Source organism: Hoeflea sp. TYP-13 (assembly GCF_040932035.1).
GTDB lineage: Bacteria > Pseudomonadota > Alphaproteobacteria > Rhizobiales > Rhizobiaceae > Hoeflea_A.
In genome coordinates, this window is the sequence record NZ_JBFRBB010000001.1 from 1,747,330 (window position 1) to 1,762,606 (window position 15,277).

The 15,277-nt window shown below is 56.2% G+C and carries 13 protein-coding genes; 5 read left to right on the top strand and 8 right to left on the bottom strand.

Going from position 1 to position 15,277, the window contains the following annotated elements; translation table 11 throughout:
* Positions 1–34: 34 nt before the first annotated feature.
* Together ABVT35_RS08295 and ABVT35_RS08300 are read right to left on the bottom strand one after the other, a co-directional pair.
* Positions 35–1,060, bottom strand: coding sequence for a sugar ABC transporter substrate-binding protein (locus ABVT35_RS08295; protein ID WP_368465821.1), 1,026 nt, complete (start codon positions 1,058–1,060; stop codon positions 35–37).
* 89 nt (positions 1,061–1,149) lie between these two features.
* Positions 1,150–1,296 (bottom strand): hypothetical protein, encoded by a 147-nt coding sequence (locus tag ABVT35_RS08300; RefSeq protein WP_368465822.1) that lies wholly within the window; start codon positions 1,294–1,296, stop codon positions 1,150–1,152.
* Positions 1,297–1,478: 182 nt separating this feature from the next.
* On the opposite strand from ABVT35_RS08300, the gene ABVT35_RS08305 reads away from it, so the two are divergent.
* Entirely contained in the window at positions 1,479–2,678 is a 1,200-nt protein-coding gene (locus ABVT35_RS08305) for an ROK family transcriptional regulator (RefSeq protein ID WP_368466299.1), read from the top strand.
* An 85-nt stretch (positions 2,679–2,763) separates the two neighbouring features.
* On the opposite strand, the gene ABVT35_RS08310 is transcribed toward ABVT35_RS08305, so the two are convergent.
* The gene (locus ABVT35_RS08310) at positions 2,764–3,729 is read right to left on the bottom strand and encodes a calcium-binding protein (protein WP_368465823.1); all 966 of its coding nucleotides are present in this window, start codon (positions 3,727–3,729) and stop codon (positions 2,764–2,766) included.
* A gap of 213 nt (positions 3,730–3,942) precedes the next feature.
* Here ABVT35_RS08310 and ABVT35_RS08315 point away from each other — a divergent pair, with 213 nt between their 5' ends.
* Positions 3,943–4,671, top strand: a complete 729-nt coding sequence (locus tag ABVT35_RS08315; protein ID WP_368465824.1) for a response regulator — start codon at positions 3,943–3,945, stop codon at positions 4,669–4,671.
* Entirely contained in the window at positions 4,668–6,077 is a 1,410-nt protein-coding gene (locus tag ABVT35_RS08320; RefSeq protein WP_368465825.1) for an ATP-binding protein, read from the top strand. Before ABVT35_RS08315 ends, ABVT35_RS08320 begins: the two co-directional genes overlap by 4 nt.
* 9 nt (positions 6,078–6,086) lie before the next feature.
* Here the strand turns inward: ABVT35_RS08320 and ABVT35_RS08325 are convergent, their stop codons facing one another.
* Positions 6,087–7,181: a glycosyltransferase gene (locus tag ABVT35_RS08325; protein WP_368465826.1), complete on the bottom strand. Its 1,095-nt coding sequence runs from the start codon at positions 7,179–7,181 to the stop codon at positions 6,087–6,089.
* 873 nt (positions 7,182–8,054) lie between these two features.
* On the opposite strand from ABVT35_RS08325, the gene ABVT35_RS08330 reads away from it, so the two are divergent.
* Together ABVT35_RS08330 and ABVT35_RS08335 are read left to right on the top strand one after the other, a co-directional pair.
* Positions 8,055–8,780 carry a hypothetical protein gene (locus ABVT35_RS08330; RefSeq protein WP_368465827.1) on the top strand — a complete coding sequence of 242 codons (726 nt, stop codon included), beginning with the start codon at positions 8,055–8,057 and terminating at the stop codon, positions 8,778–8,780.
* Positions 8,781–8,832: 52 nt separating this feature from the next.
* Positions 8,833–9,708: an alpha-1,2-fucosyltransferase gene (locus tag ABVT35_RS08335; protein ID WP_368465828.1), complete on the top strand. Its 876-nt coding sequence runs from the start codon at positions 8,833–8,835 to the stop codon at positions 9,706–9,708.
* Between the two features lie 31 nt (positions 9,709–9,739).
* On the opposite strand, the gene ABVT35_RS08340 is transcribed toward ABVT35_RS08335, so the two are convergent.
* From ABVT35_RS08340 to ABVT35_RS08355, 4 genes are all read right to left on the bottom strand, one after another.
* Complete coding sequence (locus ABVT35_RS08340; protein ID WP_368465829.1) at positions 9,740–11,329, bottom strand: sensor histidine kinase; 1,590 nt, start codon at positions 11,327–11,329, stop codon at positions 9,740–9,742.
* Positions 11,326–12,021: a response regulator gene (locus tag ABVT35_RS08345; protein ID WP_368465830.1), complete on the bottom strand. Its 696-nt coding sequence runs from the start codon at positions 12,019–12,021 to the stop codon at positions 11,326–11,328. The genes ABVT35_RS08340 and ABVT35_RS08345 overlap by 4 nt, the downstream gene beginning before the upstream one ends.
* 62 nt (positions 12,022–12,083) lie before the next feature.
* Entirely contained in the window at positions 12,084–13,649 is a 1,566-nt protein-coding gene (locus ABVT35_RS08350) for a DUF4173 domain-containing protein (RefSeq protein WP_368465831.1), read from the bottom strand.
* A gap of 265 nt (positions 13,650–13,914) precedes the next feature.
* Positions 13,915–15,108, bottom strand: coding sequence for a serine hydrolase domain-containing protein (locus tag ABVT35_RS08355; RefSeq protein WP_368465832.1), 1,194 nt, complete (start codon positions 15,106–15,108; stop codon positions 13,915–13,917).
* Positions 15,109–15,277 lie beyond the last annotated feature (169 nt).

The window sequence follows — 15,277 nt, forward strand, 5'->3', positions numbered from 1 at the left end:
TGCTGCCCGGAACCTGGGTTATGTCAGGCCGAGATCAACCCCAGCATTTATCCATGCCCTCTTTGGTGTCGATCGATTCAACACCGTCTACCGGCTTGTCGGTAACAAGCGAAACACCGGTGTCAAAGAAGTCTTTACCTTCCGTGTTCTGCGGCTTGGTGCCGTCCTTGGCCCAGGCAGCGATCGCCTCGATGCCCAGCGCAGCCATGAGAAGCGGATACTGCTGGGACGTCGCACCGATCACGCCTTCATTGACGTTCTGCACACCCGGGCAACCGCCGTCGACGGAAACGATGAGAACGTCGTTTTCCCGTCCAACCGATTTCAAAGCCTCAAAGGCACCGGCAGCAGACGGTTCGTTGATGGTGTAGACGACATTGATACCCGGATCTTTCTGAAGGAGGTTTTCCATGGCGGTGCGCCCACCTTCTTCATTGCCGGCTGTAACTTCGTTGCCGACAATGCGCGGATCGTCTTCATCGCCCCATTTGGAAGGATCTTTAAGATCGATCCCGAAGCCTTCCAGAAATCCTTGATCGCGCAATACGCCAACCGAGGGCTGGCTGACCGCTAGATCGAGCATTGCGATCTTGGCATTGCCGGCCTCGTCGCCAAGGGCGGCGGCTGCCCATTGTCCGATCAGCTTTCCAGCCAGAAAATTGTCCGTTGCGAAGGTCGCATCGGCGGCGTCGATCGGCTCCAGCGGTGTGTCGAGAGCGATGACCAGCAGGCCCGCATCGCGCGCCTGTGTCACGGCCGGTACGATGCCCTTGGTGTCGGACGCGGTGATGAGAATACCCTTCGCGCCATCGGCGATGCAGGTCTCGATGGCCGCAACCTGGCTTTCAGAGTCGCCATCTATCTTGCCCGCGTAGGATTTCAACGTAATGCCAAGCTCGTTTGCCTTGGCTGTCGCACCTTCTTTCATTTTCACAAAGAAGGGGTTTGTGTCGGTTTTTGTGATCAGGCAGGCGCCGATCTCATCCGCCTGAGCTGTGCCGATGCCCGCCACGCCGAGTGCGAGCGCACCTAGCGTTGCTGAAATAAGTGTCCGTTTCACGATATTCCTCCCGGTTCAGTCGTCTGTGGTGGCCTGACAACAAGTAGAAGGTGTCATTGGCCTCCGAACGCAAATCCGCGTTCACGGCGTTAGCCGCATGCGGTTTCATTTGCGTCTATAGTGATGTCGAAAGACCGTTCATCCATCAGGATATCCGGTCCGGCTTCAATGAAGCGGAGCGCCGCCGGCGCGACGCGAAAACCGCAATTCCAGATTGCCGGTGCACTCCTCTTCATGTGCAATCACATACCGAAACGGCGCGCTTGTCAATAAATAAATCCACTTGATTTATTTATTAGCTGTGCCAAACTGAATCATCGCGGAAGAAATTGTGAAATTGTGCGATTAGTATGCAAACGCGCGCCGATTCATGCCCGGGAGAAAATATTTGAGCACGCCGGACAATACGGCACAGGATATGGATACGCGGATCAGATATCCAAGTGGCGGTTCCAACCAGACACGTGTCAGGGCATACAATGAACGCCTGGTCATGTCGCTCGTGCGCCGTCACGGCAGTCTGGCAAAGGCCGAAATAGCCCGTCGTACAAGCCTGTCGCCGCAAACGGTCTCCGTCATCATGCGGGCGCTTGAAAAGGACTCGCTTCTAGTCAGGGGCGAACCAATGCGCGGGCGCGTCGGTCAGCCGTCGATTCCCATGGCGTTGAACCCGGATGCAGTGTTTTCCATAGGCCTTAAAATAGGGAGACGCAGCGCCGATCTGGTGCTGATGGACTTTGTCGGCGGCGTCCGGCGGCAATTGCACGAGACATTTGCCTACCCCTTGCCGGACCAGATTGTGGATTTTGCCGCACGGGGCTTGAAGCAGCTGCGTGCCGAACTCAGCAATGAGGCACAGGGCCGCATAGCGGGCATTGGAATTGCTTCACCTTTCGAGCTGTGGAACTGGCTTGAGCAGGTCGGCGCGCCGTCTAACGAGATGGATGCGTGGCGCAATTTCGATTTTGTCGAGGCAATGCAGAAAATTACCGATCTTCCGGTCATCGTCCAGAATGATGCGACAGCCGCCTGCGGCGCTGAACTGGTATTTGGCCGCGGCAGGGAATTTGCCGATTTTGCCTACTTCTTTGTCGGTTCATTCATTGGCGGCGGACTGGTTCTCAACCATGCGGTCTATCCGGGACGCACCGGAAATGCAGGAGCCTTTGGCCCCATTCCGGTGCCGGGTCCGAACGGCAGGCCCCAGCAGCTGCTGAACCAGGCTTCGATCTTTGTGCTTGAAAACCGGTTGAAACAGGCCGGTATCGACCCTTCGCCCCTTTGGCTGAGTCCGGATGAATGGCCGGACTTCGGTGACCTGCTCACCGAATGGATCGATGAAACGGCCCGCAATATCGCCATCGCGATTGTAGCGATCGCCGCTATTATCGATGTGGAAGCGGCGCTGATCGACGGTGGATTTCCCGCTACCGTGCGCAATCGGCTGGTCGAAGCTGTGAAAACCGAACTGGAAAAGCTCGATCTTCAGGGTATCAATGAGCCTCAAGTGGTGGAAGCGGAAGTCGGCGGCGATGCGCGGGCCATCGGCGGCGCCAGCCTGCCCATATTCGACCGGTTCATGATCGACCAGAACGTGCTGGTCAAGGAACCGGCATAGGCCGAAGCTGCCTGAAGTCAAAAAAGGCCCGGCCATGAAGGCCGGACCGTTTGCCGATCGAAAGTTGGTCAGCAATGTTTCCTGATTATCCCTTCTGATCCGGTTGGATCGGCTGGACAGGCTGCAGCGGTTTTTTGGCATCGGCCCTGTCGCCGTGCCTGTGCATTTTGCGTTCTGACCGCTTGCCATGGTGCTTGCCACGCTTCTTGTCGGCTTTTGTGACGACACCGTCACGATTGCGATCGTGCTTCTTCACGAAATCGCTTGTCCGTGCGCTGTACTCTTCCTGCGTGACCTGAAGATTGCCGTCCGCATCGAGCTTCTGGAAGCCGCGGACGACGCGGTCGCTGTTCATGTCCTGCCAGACAGTGACGAACTCTTCGAGTGTCACGGACTGGTTGCCGTCAGCATCCGCACCGCTAAACAGGGATGTGCGCACCTCGTCGAATTCAGCGCGGGTGATCTTGCCATCCTTGTCGACATCGAAGCGTTCCATGAGCCGTTCGGCGCCCCTGCCGCCGTGACGCGGTCCGCTGCGCTTGGCCATTTTGCCCTTACCCTTGCCGGCTTCTGCCTTTTCGCCGCGGGCCGGTTTGGTGAGCTCTCCATTGCCGTCTCGGTCGAGGCGGTTGAACATGCGGTCAGAAGCGGCGTTGAACTCTTCGGTCGTCACCGAACCATCACCATCACGATCAAGTTGCTGGAAGGCGCGAACCATACGTCCGTTTGAGCGGTCGAGCCAGGCAGTACGATAGTCCTCGAGTGTGATGACGCCATCTTCTCCGGCGATGTTGTTGAAGCGTTCGACAATAACCGCGTCGACTTCTTCCTGGGTAATGACACCGTCCTTATTGGTGTCGTAACGCTCAAAGGCACGTTTCATACCGCGATTGCCGCGCTTGTTGTGCTTTCCCTGGCCGGAATGGGCCATGCGCTTTTCCGCGACGGGTTTGCTGTCGGGAGCCTGCGACTGGGCCATGGAGGGAACAAGGCTTGCGCCGAGGAACGTTGTGGCCAATAGGGAGACGGCAACCTTCTGTGTGGTTTTCATCGCTCCTGTCCTTTCGGTTTTTTGTTGCGATGATTGAAAGCTAGTTCGAACTTGTCGCAAAACTACGGTCCAAAAGGCACCATTGTGTCGCTAACTGTGTCTACGGTTGCTGCTGATACATTTTGTTACAATTTCTATTTCCCCAATGCGCACTAAGCCGCTAACTCTTTGATTAATGAAAGCCGATTTCTACAACCTGAGAGTCTGCTCGGTATGAACGAAGCCAGCGCACACATACTTGTCGTCGATGACCATCGCGATATTCGCGAGACGCTCGCGCGCTATCTCGTCAAGAATGGGCTGCGCGCATCCGTGGCCGAAAGTGCGGCCCAGGCGCGCAAGCTGCTTGGCTCAGCCTCCATCGATCTCGTTGTCCTTGACGTCATGATGCCCGGCGAGGACGGCCTTTCGCTTTGCCGTTATCTGGTGGAAAGCGGAGGCGCGCCGGTTATCCTGCTGACCGCGATGGCGGAAGATACCGACCGCGTCGTCGGGCTGGAGATCGGCGCCGACGACTATGTCACCAAACCGTTCAATCCGCGTGAGCTTCTTGCTCGCATCCGTGCGGTTCTGCGACGCACGTCGCTGGTGCAAAAGGAACGCGATCCGGTATCCAGCGAACGGCTTGCATTCGATGATTGGGTTCTCGATCTTTCACGCCGGCATCTCGTCGGGTCGGACGAGGTCATCACGCCTTTGTCCACCGGCGAATTCCAATTGCTTGTTGCCTTTCTCAAGCGGCCGAAAATGGTCCTGTCGAGGGACCAGCTGCTTGATTTGACGTCCGGGCGCAGCCCGAATGTTTTCGACCGCTCGATTGACAATCAGGTAAGCCGGCTGCGCCGAAAGATTGAGCGGGACGCCAAAAAACCCGAGCTGATCAAAACCGTCTGGGGCGGCGGCTATACCTTCACTGCGGATGTGCGGGATCCTGACGCATGAGTTGGGACCGCATAAAACTCGTGCCACGCAGCTTGGCCGGTCAGCTCATCGCACTGATCCTTGCGGCGATTGTCGTTTCCCAGGCTTTTACGCTTTGGCTTTTCACTGACGAGCGGCGGCTCGCATTGCTTGAGCTGGCGGGAGGGCGGGTGGTTTCGCGAACTGCAGCGCTCGTGGAACTGCTGGACGACACGCCGGTGGCACTGCATGACCAGATCAGACAGGCGGCATCGAGCCCATTGGCCTATTACTGGATATCGAACAATCCGGCGCTGGCAAAGAGCGGTACGGGACCAACGGTTCTTCGTATCCGTCAAAGCCTCGTCGACGAGATCGGCAGCCAGCGCGATATCCGCACGCAGATTGGCAAGAATATAGCCGTGCCGCGTTACCACCGCGCCCGCAAGATTGATTCTGACCGCAAGAAAAAGAAAGCGGCAACTCGGCTTGTTCCCATTGTTGTGGCCATGTCCGTGCAGCTCGACAGCGGCCGCTGGCTCAACATGGCGGCGAGCCTCAATACGCAACCCGGTTCGCTGCAGCGGGTCTTCGTTTCCAGTGGCGTCATTGCCATAGCCGTCACGCTTATCATCGTATTCACTGTCCGCAGGCTGACCAGACCATTGCGTAATCTTGCCGAAGCCGCGGATCAACTCGGACGCGGCGCTGAAGGGCTGAACGTTGCGGAGGCAGGGCCCCACGAGATCAGAAGCGCTATAAATGCCTTCAACGTCATGCAGGAGCGCCTGACGCGTTATGTTCAGGACCGCACGCGCATGCTGGCTGCCATCAGTCACGATTTGCGCACACCGATTACATCGCTCCGGATCAGAGCGGAGTTCATCGAGGATGAGGAAAACCGCAATCGCATTATTGCGACGCTGGACGAGATGCAGCGCATGGTGGAGGCGACGCTTGCCTTCGCCCGCGATGAAGCCAACCGTGAAGAACAGAGCCGGGTTGATCTTGGTGAATTCCTCGATGCGATCGTAACCGACTATCAGGATATGGGGCAGCCGGTCAGCCTTGAGACCGCGAAGGCAAGCGAAAGCGGGCGGACGATTGCGGTATGCCGCCCGATCGCCATGAAACGGGCCCTGCGAAATCTTATCGACAATGCTGTGCGTTACGGTGGTGAGGCGGTTATCGGTTATTCCGCCGACGACAAAAACATTTCGATAACGATATCGGACAACGGTCCGGGCATTCCCGAGGAACAGCTTGATGAGGTGTTTGAACCGTTCCTGCGGCTGGAGGGTTCACGCAGCGAGGAGACCGGCGGTATCGGGTTGGGACTTGCGATCGCGCGCTCCAACATCCACGCCCATGGCGGAACCCTGATCCTTGAGAACCGGAAAACAGGCGGTTTGACAGCGACGGTGATTTTGCCTGGGGAAGCCGGCTAGCCTGCAATATTACACACCGACCTCATCGGTGAGAAATTGCCTGTACCGCTTCGAAAAATTTTCCCGCGAGTATGCCGATCCGGCGTGATCCTGAACACGTTTGATATCATCAATGAGATCCGATTCAGACATCGACAAAACCCGGCCGATCGCCGTTTCGATTGCTGCGTGCGAAAGGTCGTCGAGGTATATGCCGGTGCCATCGGGCAGGTCGATTCCCGTCTGGCGCGATATGATGGGATAGAAGCCGACGGTCATGGCAGTGGTAACTGCGGTGGACATTCCCTCCGACGCTGAGGGTTTGATGACAGCCACCGATCGTTCGGCCACCGAGTGGAATTCCGGTCCGCTGACATCAAGAAAATCGTGGTATTCGATATTGTTCAATTCGAACAATTCGCGGCGATAAGCCTTGGCGAAATCGCGCTCGCCACCGCCACCGCCGACAATGTTCAGATGAATTTCGGGACGGTTTGCGAATACCTCCAGCAAAAGATCCAGCCCCTTCAGAACCGCGCCGCCGCCGCCGAGCCACAAAAACTCGCGACGGTTTGGCAGTGTCGCTCTGTCAAGTCTTTGGGTAACCGAGGCGGTGGCATTCAGGCAGGTGGTCTTTGATTGTATTTCAGGTGGATAGGTTGACAGCGTCACATCGTTGCCGATGAGACTGACATAATCGCTCACACGGAGCGAATTGCTGTAGGTTTGTCCGTTGGAGCTACGTCTCGGCCGGCAATTCACGCCCTTTCTTCGCCGCAGTTCTGCAAGGCGTTCGGCTTCTTGCTCTATCAGGGAAGGGACATAGGAGCCGGTTGCGTGCAACACTTTCCTGCACGCCTTCGGCAGAAGGGGCGACAGCCGATGCAGATTGGCGTGTATGTCGATAGCAACGTCATAGGGTCGCGCCGGAATGAACGTGTCGTTCAAATAGTGGATTACGTCCACATTGTAGCCGAGCTGATGGAGCAGATGCGCAATTTCCCTGCATTCCCATTTGTTGGTGTGCCCACCAAAGAATGCGTCACCCTCATCCAGATGAAGTCCGTCATTCAAGTAGCTCAGTAATGCATATTTATCGTACTCGTCATTGTGGAGTGATTCCACACGCTGCCGCCTGCGATGTGATTTGGACCATCTTTTTATGATGCTTTTCAATTTGTTTGCTTTCGCTGTGCCAAGCGTTTCATGCAATCAGGCGGGCAATTTTTTGTGCACCGGTCGTGGATCGGTCGAATAGTTCAAAAATTCATTTCTAGAAGGAATACATAACGGGCATCAAAAGTGGCAGACCGGGCGCATAGCGATTACAGGATTGTTTTGCTGTTGTGAACCCGGCCTGAGAACAATGCTGGTGCTCGAGGAAGGTTGAGAATTGACCGTTTTTCGTGTCAAAACGTGCAACAGAAAAAACAGACATCAGCCCTCGAGCGGCCTGGCGGGAAACCTAATGCGCCTCATAAATGACAATCTGAAACCGAAATTCGGTTCAGACATAAAATGAAGCCAAGACGCGTATTACTGATTCAGCCGCAGCTTGCTTCGCTGGACGGACATGAACACACGCAGATCAAAGCCATAAAATGGCTGTTGCCGGATAGTGAGATTTCGGTTCTCACCCGAAAGGGTTTTGGCCTTTCAGGTCAAATCAATGAATTGGATATATTGCCGGTTTTGCCGGCTGTTGAGCAGCACAATTCAAAGCAGACCGGTGGGCCGTACAATCCCATTGGCAGTTCGGATGAGAAGCCTCGCCCACCATGCGGATTTGTCGACGCGCTTCTATTGGCAATCCGGTCTCTGCAGGCAACACAAGCTGATATATTGCTCGTTCCATCCGCCGGCCCGGACGAGATCAGGGCGCTGATGCAATTTTATGAGTCCGAGACCGACAGCGATTCTCCGGCGGCGAAGCTGCGAATCTTGAGCGATGACATATTGGCCCCGTTAGGCGAGCGGTTTCTGTCAAGGCTGCGGCACATGGTCAACAGCGGCAAAATGAAATTCTATACCGAGACGGCCGAACTGCGTGTTCATATAGAAAACCAATACGATCTCCCGATTTCCGGGCGGCTGAATATGCCATGCACTATTTTCCCAGGTGATCCAGAGATCCCGACTGGGGAGAGCGGATTTGGAGAGGTTATCAAGATCGGCGTGCTTGGCCGTCAAAGATCCGAAAAGGGCAGCTACAGGATTCCGGCGATATTGAATCATCTGCGCGATCTGGCCGCAGAGTCGGGTCACAATAAAGAAATCCGCATCGTTTATCAGGCAGTCAAAACCAAACGGTTGCGGAGGTTTATCCTGGAACTCAAAACCCGACTGTATGCCCGCAAAAACCCGGATGTCGGTATCGAATATCTGACCAGCGGCGTGTCGGAAGCCAGTTTCCGCAAACTGTTGCTGGAAATGGATATTTTACTGCTGCCCTATGACACACACCGATATCAGTTCAGCGGATCGGGTATCATCATGGATGGTGTCTTGGGTTTAAAGCCAATCGTCCACAGCAGGGGCATGGCGATGCAGGAACTGCTTTCTCATGATAATTGTGAAGCGGCGACGACGGACCGGGAGTTTGCCGAGAAACTTCTGAAGGTGGCAACGCAATATCAACGCTACAAGCAATTCACAAAAAACGCTTCGGCGCATGCTGAAAAACTGTTGGGCGAGTCAGCCCGCTCGCTCGGTCACGACAAATGATTTGCCGTCACAGCCGAGCCGACATGCAAATTGTTGAAACGCGCGGTACAAGATGATGGCACACAGGATCATCACGCAGATATTCGGCGGGCTCGGAAACCAGATGTTTCAATATGCCTGCGGACGAGCGATGGCGCTCAGAACGGGCGGCGATTGTGTTTTGGACCTTCGAGATTTCTTTGCCGGCCCCGGCCAGGAGCCTGGCCTCCATCACCTCAATACGGTTTCCTGTCAGTTGCCTGATTCTGAAATGCCGCCTATGCAAAGTCAGCGGCTTCGCTATCTCCTGTGGCGCGGCCTGAAACTGGAACCGCGGCTAATCCGGCAAAAAGGTCTGGCATTCGATCCTGAAATCCTTGGTCTTGACGGCAACTACTGTCTGCGCGGCTATTGGCAATCGGAACGTTTTTTTGCAGATTTTGCCGAGCGGATACGGCAGGAATTGTCCGTCAAAACCGAACCGGACGACAAAAATGCAGGCCTGCTCGCCGAAATCGAAAACCAGCCGGCCGTCTCATTGCACATTCGCAGGGGCGACTATGTCAAAGACGCAAAAACAAATGCCGTTCACGGGACGTGTTCACTCGAATATTACAGTCGGGCAGCGCAGCACATAGCAGGCCATATGGAAGCGGAACCGGTCTTTTATGTCTTTTCCGATGAGCCGCAATGGGCGGTCGCAAACCTCGACCTGCGATTCGAAATGCGGGTCATGGATCACAACGACAGCAGCCGCAATTACGAGGATTTGAGGCTCATGTCGTCGTGCCGGCACCACATCATAGCCAATAGTTCCTTTTCCTGGTGGGGTGCGTGGCTGAACCCGTCAGAAGAAAAAATTGTTGTTGCCCCCAATAGGTGGTTTGCCGATGCCTCGATGAGCAATCCCGACCTGATCCCCGATAGCTGGGTCAGGCTTGAAACCTGAAAATCGATCGCCGCGATTGTGCTTCGGAAGACTAGCCCGGTTTTGCGCAGGGCAGTTCCAGCACGAAGCAGGCGCCGCCTTCGGAGGGTCGCAGCCGAATGGAGCCGCCATGCGCCTCAAGCAGCGAGCGCACAATTGCCAGGCCCATTCCTGTGCCGCCGGCTTCGCGTCCGGTCGTGTAGAACGCCTCGAAGATGTGGGGTGCAATGCTTTCGGGGATTCCGGTTCCGTCATCGGAGACTATTGCCGACAGCATCTTTCCAGATGGTTTGACCGCAATATCGATTTTGCCTGCTCCGTGGCGTGCCGCATTGTCGATCAGGTGGGAAAGGGCGATTACGGCGTTTTCGGCGGACATTGCAAAGCTCCGGTCGATGTCACCGGTTACGTTTAGCGGCAATGGTGAACCACCGGCTGAAAGGTCATCGGCAACCTGCCTGAACGTTGCCGAGGAACCCAATTGCGGGTTCTCCGCGCGGGCAAGCTCACGAAGCCTGGCAACGGTCCTGGTTAATCGGTCCGTGTCGGCAATGATGTTGTCCAGAAATCGGCGCCGTTCCTTTGCCGACATGGTTGCCCCGGAATCGCGCATCAGTTCCGCCGCGCCATGTATCGAAGTCAGCGGCGATTTGAGCTCATGCGAAACATGTGCTGCAAAGGTGGAGATGTAATCCGACCGGTCAAACAGCTTTTTGGCCATCGTGAACATGCCTTCCGACAGCGATGCGATTTCACGGGTTCCATATCGCGGAAGAAGTGCGAGCGCGGAGCGGTCGCCTTCTCCAAGTGCCTTTGTCCTTTTCAACAGAGCCTGCAGCGGCCCATTGACCGTGCGCAGGAATACCAGGCCGATAACGCCTGCAGCCAGAAGCGCAGTCAACCCGGCTAACAGAACCTCGGAGCGTTCATTGTAGAGATATTTCACCATGCTCTGCGGCGTGCGCGATGCATAGACTACAGCGGCAACCCGCCCGGAAACGAAGACAGGCGTTGCGGTAAAGACCCGAATGTCGCTTGACCTGCTGATCGACGACAGCGGCGGATCGGGGTTCTTTTTTTCCCGGGTACGGACCACGCTGCGATATTGTCCGCCAAGCGCCTCGGCAATTTCGGGAATATGGGCAAGCGAGAGGCCGATTTCTCCGCTGCCGGCAATGACCTGGCCGTTTGTGTCCACTATGCGGAAGCCCGCCAGCGTCTTTGTCCGTGTCAGATACGAGACCTTCGACAGTCTCGGCCCAATTCGGGCAGCCGCGGGATGGATGGTCTCATCGACCGCACGCGCGTCAGGACGGGGAGGGAGCTGTTCATGTTCCGAAAGATCGAGCTGCGCAGTGGGCGGTCTTTCGAAGCCGTCGCTGTCTGCGATGTCGCTTGAGGGCTGCATCTTGCCAAGCGGGTAGCCAGCCGCCAGTTGCGCTTCGATCTCAAGCGCACTTACAGCCGCAATAACCGCACTTTGTGCAAGGAGTTCCCGCTCGGTCTGACGCACGAGTTCATTGTCGAACAATCTGAAGATGCCGATGACGGCGAGCGGCAAGGCCAAAACGGTCAGCAATACTGCAAACACGATCATGCCGAGAGACGGGCGCCATTTCTGCCTGGGATGCAGTGCGCTCATTCAGCGTTCTCGCAGGCGCCGAGGCGAAAGCCGACACCGTGAACCGTCTCTATGACGTTCTTGCAACCGTGATTTGCGCACTTTGCCCTGATGTTGCGCACGTGGCTGTCGACTGTTCGGTCTGACAAATGGCGTTTTGCACCATAGGCGCTTTCGATTATCTCACGTCGCGAAAAGACCACACCCGGCCTCTCCATCAGCCTTGCGAGGATCGCAAATTCAAGTGTGGTGAGGTTCAACGGCGCGCCGTGAAGTGTCGCCTCTCTGCGTTCTTGATCGACAAGCAGCCGCCCCTGTTTGAGCGCATTTTCGATGCTGCTGATCTGATGACGGGCGCGCTTCAAAATGGTCTTGACCCTTGCCATCAGCTCGCGTGGGCTGAACGGTTTGGTAACGTAATCGTCGCCGCCGATTTCCAGGCCAACGATGCGATCGACTTCATCGTCACGTGCGGAAAGAAACAGGATAGGAACCTCTGACGATTTGCGGATTTCGCGGCACATCTGCAAACCATCCATCACGGGCATGCCGACATCGAGAACGATGAGTTGCACCGGTTCGCTTGAAAAATGTGCCAGTCCCTCCTGGCCGTTGCCGGCCGTCTTGACCGTCATACCCGCCTGTTCGAGCGCATAAGCGATAACGTCACGAATGTGCGGGTCGTCATCGACAACCAGGATATTGGCAGACAAATCATTCTCCTCCACTGGCTAAGCAAGCCAAGTGGCCATCAAATGCGGCCTGTGTGTCCATTTCACGGCCACAGGTGCTGTTGGCTGTGGAGATAGTACTTCAGCCGCGCATCGCGAAAAGTCCAACTGCGCCAGTTTCCCGTGGATTTCCCGAACTCGTACTCGAGGCAGTAAATTTCATGTTCAAGATGCGCACTTTCGAATTCACCCTGTGCTGAGCGAAGCAGTCGGTAGCGATCGAGTGCCGGAATGACCTGCGGGCCAAGGCTGATGAGATAACCGATATCCAGGGGAACGCCGTCGCCCGACATCTCGGCGCTGTGTTCAATATTATAGCGTGCAATAAACGCCGGAATGTTGACCAGGCTGCAAATATAGAGCGTGAGAACGAGGCTGATCAGGTTCCATTTTATCAGCCATGCATTGCTTCGGTTGAAAAATATGCGGGCCATGATGAGAGTAAGGCCCACGGCCACAAGTCCCATCCACACAAAGGCTTCGAGCCGCAGCATCGTAAGTGAATAGGCGCCGATATACAGATCGAGCCTGAATATGGACGAAATGACCAGCAGCACATTTTGCCCGGTCCACAGCAGTACAAGGTTTCGTATTGGCTTGAATTGCTCCGTCTGGCTGCCCGGGCGCATGGCAATGAGCGTGAAGCCGGCAGCAATCAGCGCCGTGACAACCAGCGGATAGGCTCCACGATGGGCATAACCGGCAAAGCTCATGCCGCCCGGAAGTGCCCGCCCGCCCCACAGATAGGTGAGATCCAGTGCTGTTTGAACTGCAAAGAGTGCGTTAAACAACACCAGCGAGCGCAGGATTGCCGTTCGGCCGAACAGGCCGGAATGCGCATCGGTTCTGGATTTTTCCTTTATTCCGGCATCAACGGCAGGCTGATTCTGCACAGCCGGATTTCTGGTTCGTCTGAAAAGATGAAACCGCGTTGCGGGCGTCCGCGATTGAAGAAACGGCCAGCACAAGGTCATCATGGCTACGATGAAAAGGACACGCCCAAAATCAATGTTGTCCAACATGGCCAGGAAGTCGATGCTGTGCAGCCACGCATCGATGATCGGATTTGCTGCCTGAAACAGGAGCAGGAAAACGACGCCCAGGCCAATGGGCAGCACCCAGGTGACCCACTGTGATCCGTTCACCCTGCGATGCGCCGCCGCTGATCCGCAGGCAACCGCGACAGTCGGCAAAAATGTGAAGGGGCCGCTGAAGAGAAGCGCCGCTGCGTTCCTCAGGTTTGCCGCCACTGACGGGACCAGCGATCCGGTAATCATCAGTGTGAACAGACAAAGGCCACAAAGGCCGATTGCCACTGATAACGGGCTGAGGTTTTCAACAAGAGGTACCAACGCAGTAAGAAGGACTGACCCGGCCAGAATCAGCGTTCGCGCGTCGGCAAGTTCGGATCTCTTGCGTGAAACGACCGCACAAAAGGCAACCGCAACAAGGAACAGGGGCAGCGAAATCCCCGGCAGATATCCGAGCAGGAGCAGGTCCGCCGAAATGCCCAATCCGAGGGTGATACCGAGCGCATGCCATGGCGTCGGTCTGTGCCGGGCCGCTACTGCTGTGGCATCCGGCAAATCGGCAATGGTGTCGGTTTGCATGTCAGGTGTCCCCCTTGATTGAATTTCGGGCCATGAGCGGGCCGCCGCGTAGAGGGCGGCCGCAGGATCGGCCGGCAGGCGGAGCGGACAACCACCACCCGTCACGCTTGAGGCGATCGGGTACAGTTTTCGCTAGAATCGGTTGTCGCAGCTTCACAGGGCGTGTCGTTCGCACAGTCATCGCAACGGTATCGTCGCGAGATGCGAGCCGGGTATGGCGGGGATTGTCAGATTCTCAGGAGATTCGTGCAGATTGTGTGCACGACTATGGCTGGATGCTGTCCCAGGCGCCGTATAGCGTTGAGTGAAGCAGAGGATAGCCTTCGCCGAAACGGACAACGACAAGATCCTGCTGCGGCATCATATAGGTCATTTGCCCGCCACGGCCGATCATGTAGGTGAAAGGCCCCTGCAGCTTTTCACCCTGGCGGTCGAGAATATTGTGAAAGACATGCGTGCCGTAGTGACCGGACACCAGTTGCTCGCCCAGCATCGATGAGCCGAAATAGAGGTTCCACAGTGATGTGGGTAAAAACGGCCGGTCCGGCGTGCCGTTGTGCATCAGGAACACGCCGACCCTGACCCAGTCTCCGGGCCTGGCAAACAGGCAGCAGTAGGCCGAAACCGGTAGATCCGGGCCCGGCGTTCGCCAAAATGCATTGCCGGCTCCGCTCGGCTTCCAGATCATATCGGAAAGAACGAGCTCCAGCGGTTTTTTGTAAAGCGTGGAAACCAGCCGGCCCAAAATGGCGGTATTCACATTCTGATAGTCGTATCGGCCGACATTTTCCGCGGAAGAACGCAAATCGGTCGCCAGCGGGGCGAGCCCCTCCATATGCAGCCGTGCCAGCGGGCTGAATGGATTGAGGGCGTAGTCTTCAATGGGCTTGAGTTCGGCTTCCGGCGTCGCCTTGATGTCCACCGTCTCGAGCGCCACGCCGCTTCTCATGGTCAGGAACCGTTCAATCGGGACACGGCGAAGCGAGTCGTCCCCGATATTGGAGAGATACAAGCCGATCGGATTGGAAAGATCGGCAATGAGACCGTCCGCATGCGCCCGCAAAATGAGGGCGCCAATGAGCGACTTGACCATTGAAAAGGAGTTGAACCGGGTATTTGCGTCTGCGCCGTTGGAAAAATGCCGAGTGCGCAGTTCTCCGCCCTGCCAAATCAGCATTGCATGACCACCGCGCTCCTCAAACAGAGCCTTCGACCGAACACCGAGCGGGCCGGTCCGATCGGAAACATCGGGTAGGGGGTCTGTATCGGAACCAGCGACCGTCACATGGCTGCCGGAAGCCGGCCAACGCTGCGCGGGATAGCCCTCATACAAAAGGCGAGGTAAGTAAGGAGCCGCCAAAAATACGACCGCCGCGGCCAAAAAGACGAGCAGCAGGGTTGAAAGCAGGACCCGTCTTATGTTCACAGCTCTGTTGCGGCTCGATTGTCTGGCTGCCAAGTAGCCTGCTCCCGGTTGTTGCGTTGCATCGGTACTTCTTGATTCGGAGAATGACCATCTCGTGACACAGATCCACAAAAAAAGCGCCCGACTACCGAAAGACAGGCGCTACATAGTTGTTTGGGAGGGGTTATATAAGAAATTACAAATGGTTAGAAGCCATTGTTGA

Coding starts and splice junctions, on each gene's coding strand:
- ABVT35_RS08330 (WP_368465827.1), top strand. CDS start 8,055: ATGGTCAACAGCGGCAAAATGAAATTCTATACCGAGACGGCCGAACTG.
- ABVT35_RS08340 (WP_368465829.1), bottom strand. CDS start 11,329: ATGAGCGCACTGCATCCCAGGCAGAAATGGCGCCCGTCTCTCGGCATG.
- ABVT35_RS08350 (WP_368465831.1), bottom strand. CDS start 13,649: ATGCAAACCGACACCATTGCCGATTTGCCGGATGCCACAGCAGTAGCG.
- ABVT35_RS08315 (WP_368465824.1), top strand. CDS start 3,943: ATGAACGAAGCCAGCGCACACATACTTGTCGTCGATGACCATCGCGAT.
- ABVT35_RS08300 (WP_368465822.1), bottom strand. CDS start 1,296: ATGAAGAGGAGTGCACCGGCAATCTGGAATTGCGGTTTTCGCGTCGCG.
- ABVT35_RS08335 (WP_368465828.1), top strand. CDS start 8,833: ATGATGGCACACAGGATCATCACGCAGATATTCGGCGGGCTCGGAAAC.
- ABVT35_RS08320 (WP_368465825.1), top strand. CDS start 4,668: ATGAGTTGGGACCGCATAAAACTCGTGCCACGCAGCTTGGCCGGTCAG.
- ABVT35_RS08310 (WP_368465823.1), bottom strand. CDS start 3,729: ATGAAAACCACACAGAAGGTTGCCGTCTCCCTATTGGCCACAACGTTC.
- ABVT35_RS08305 (WP_368466299.1), top strand. CDS start 1,479: ATGGATACGCGGATCAGATATCCAAGTGGCGGTTCCAACCAGACACGT.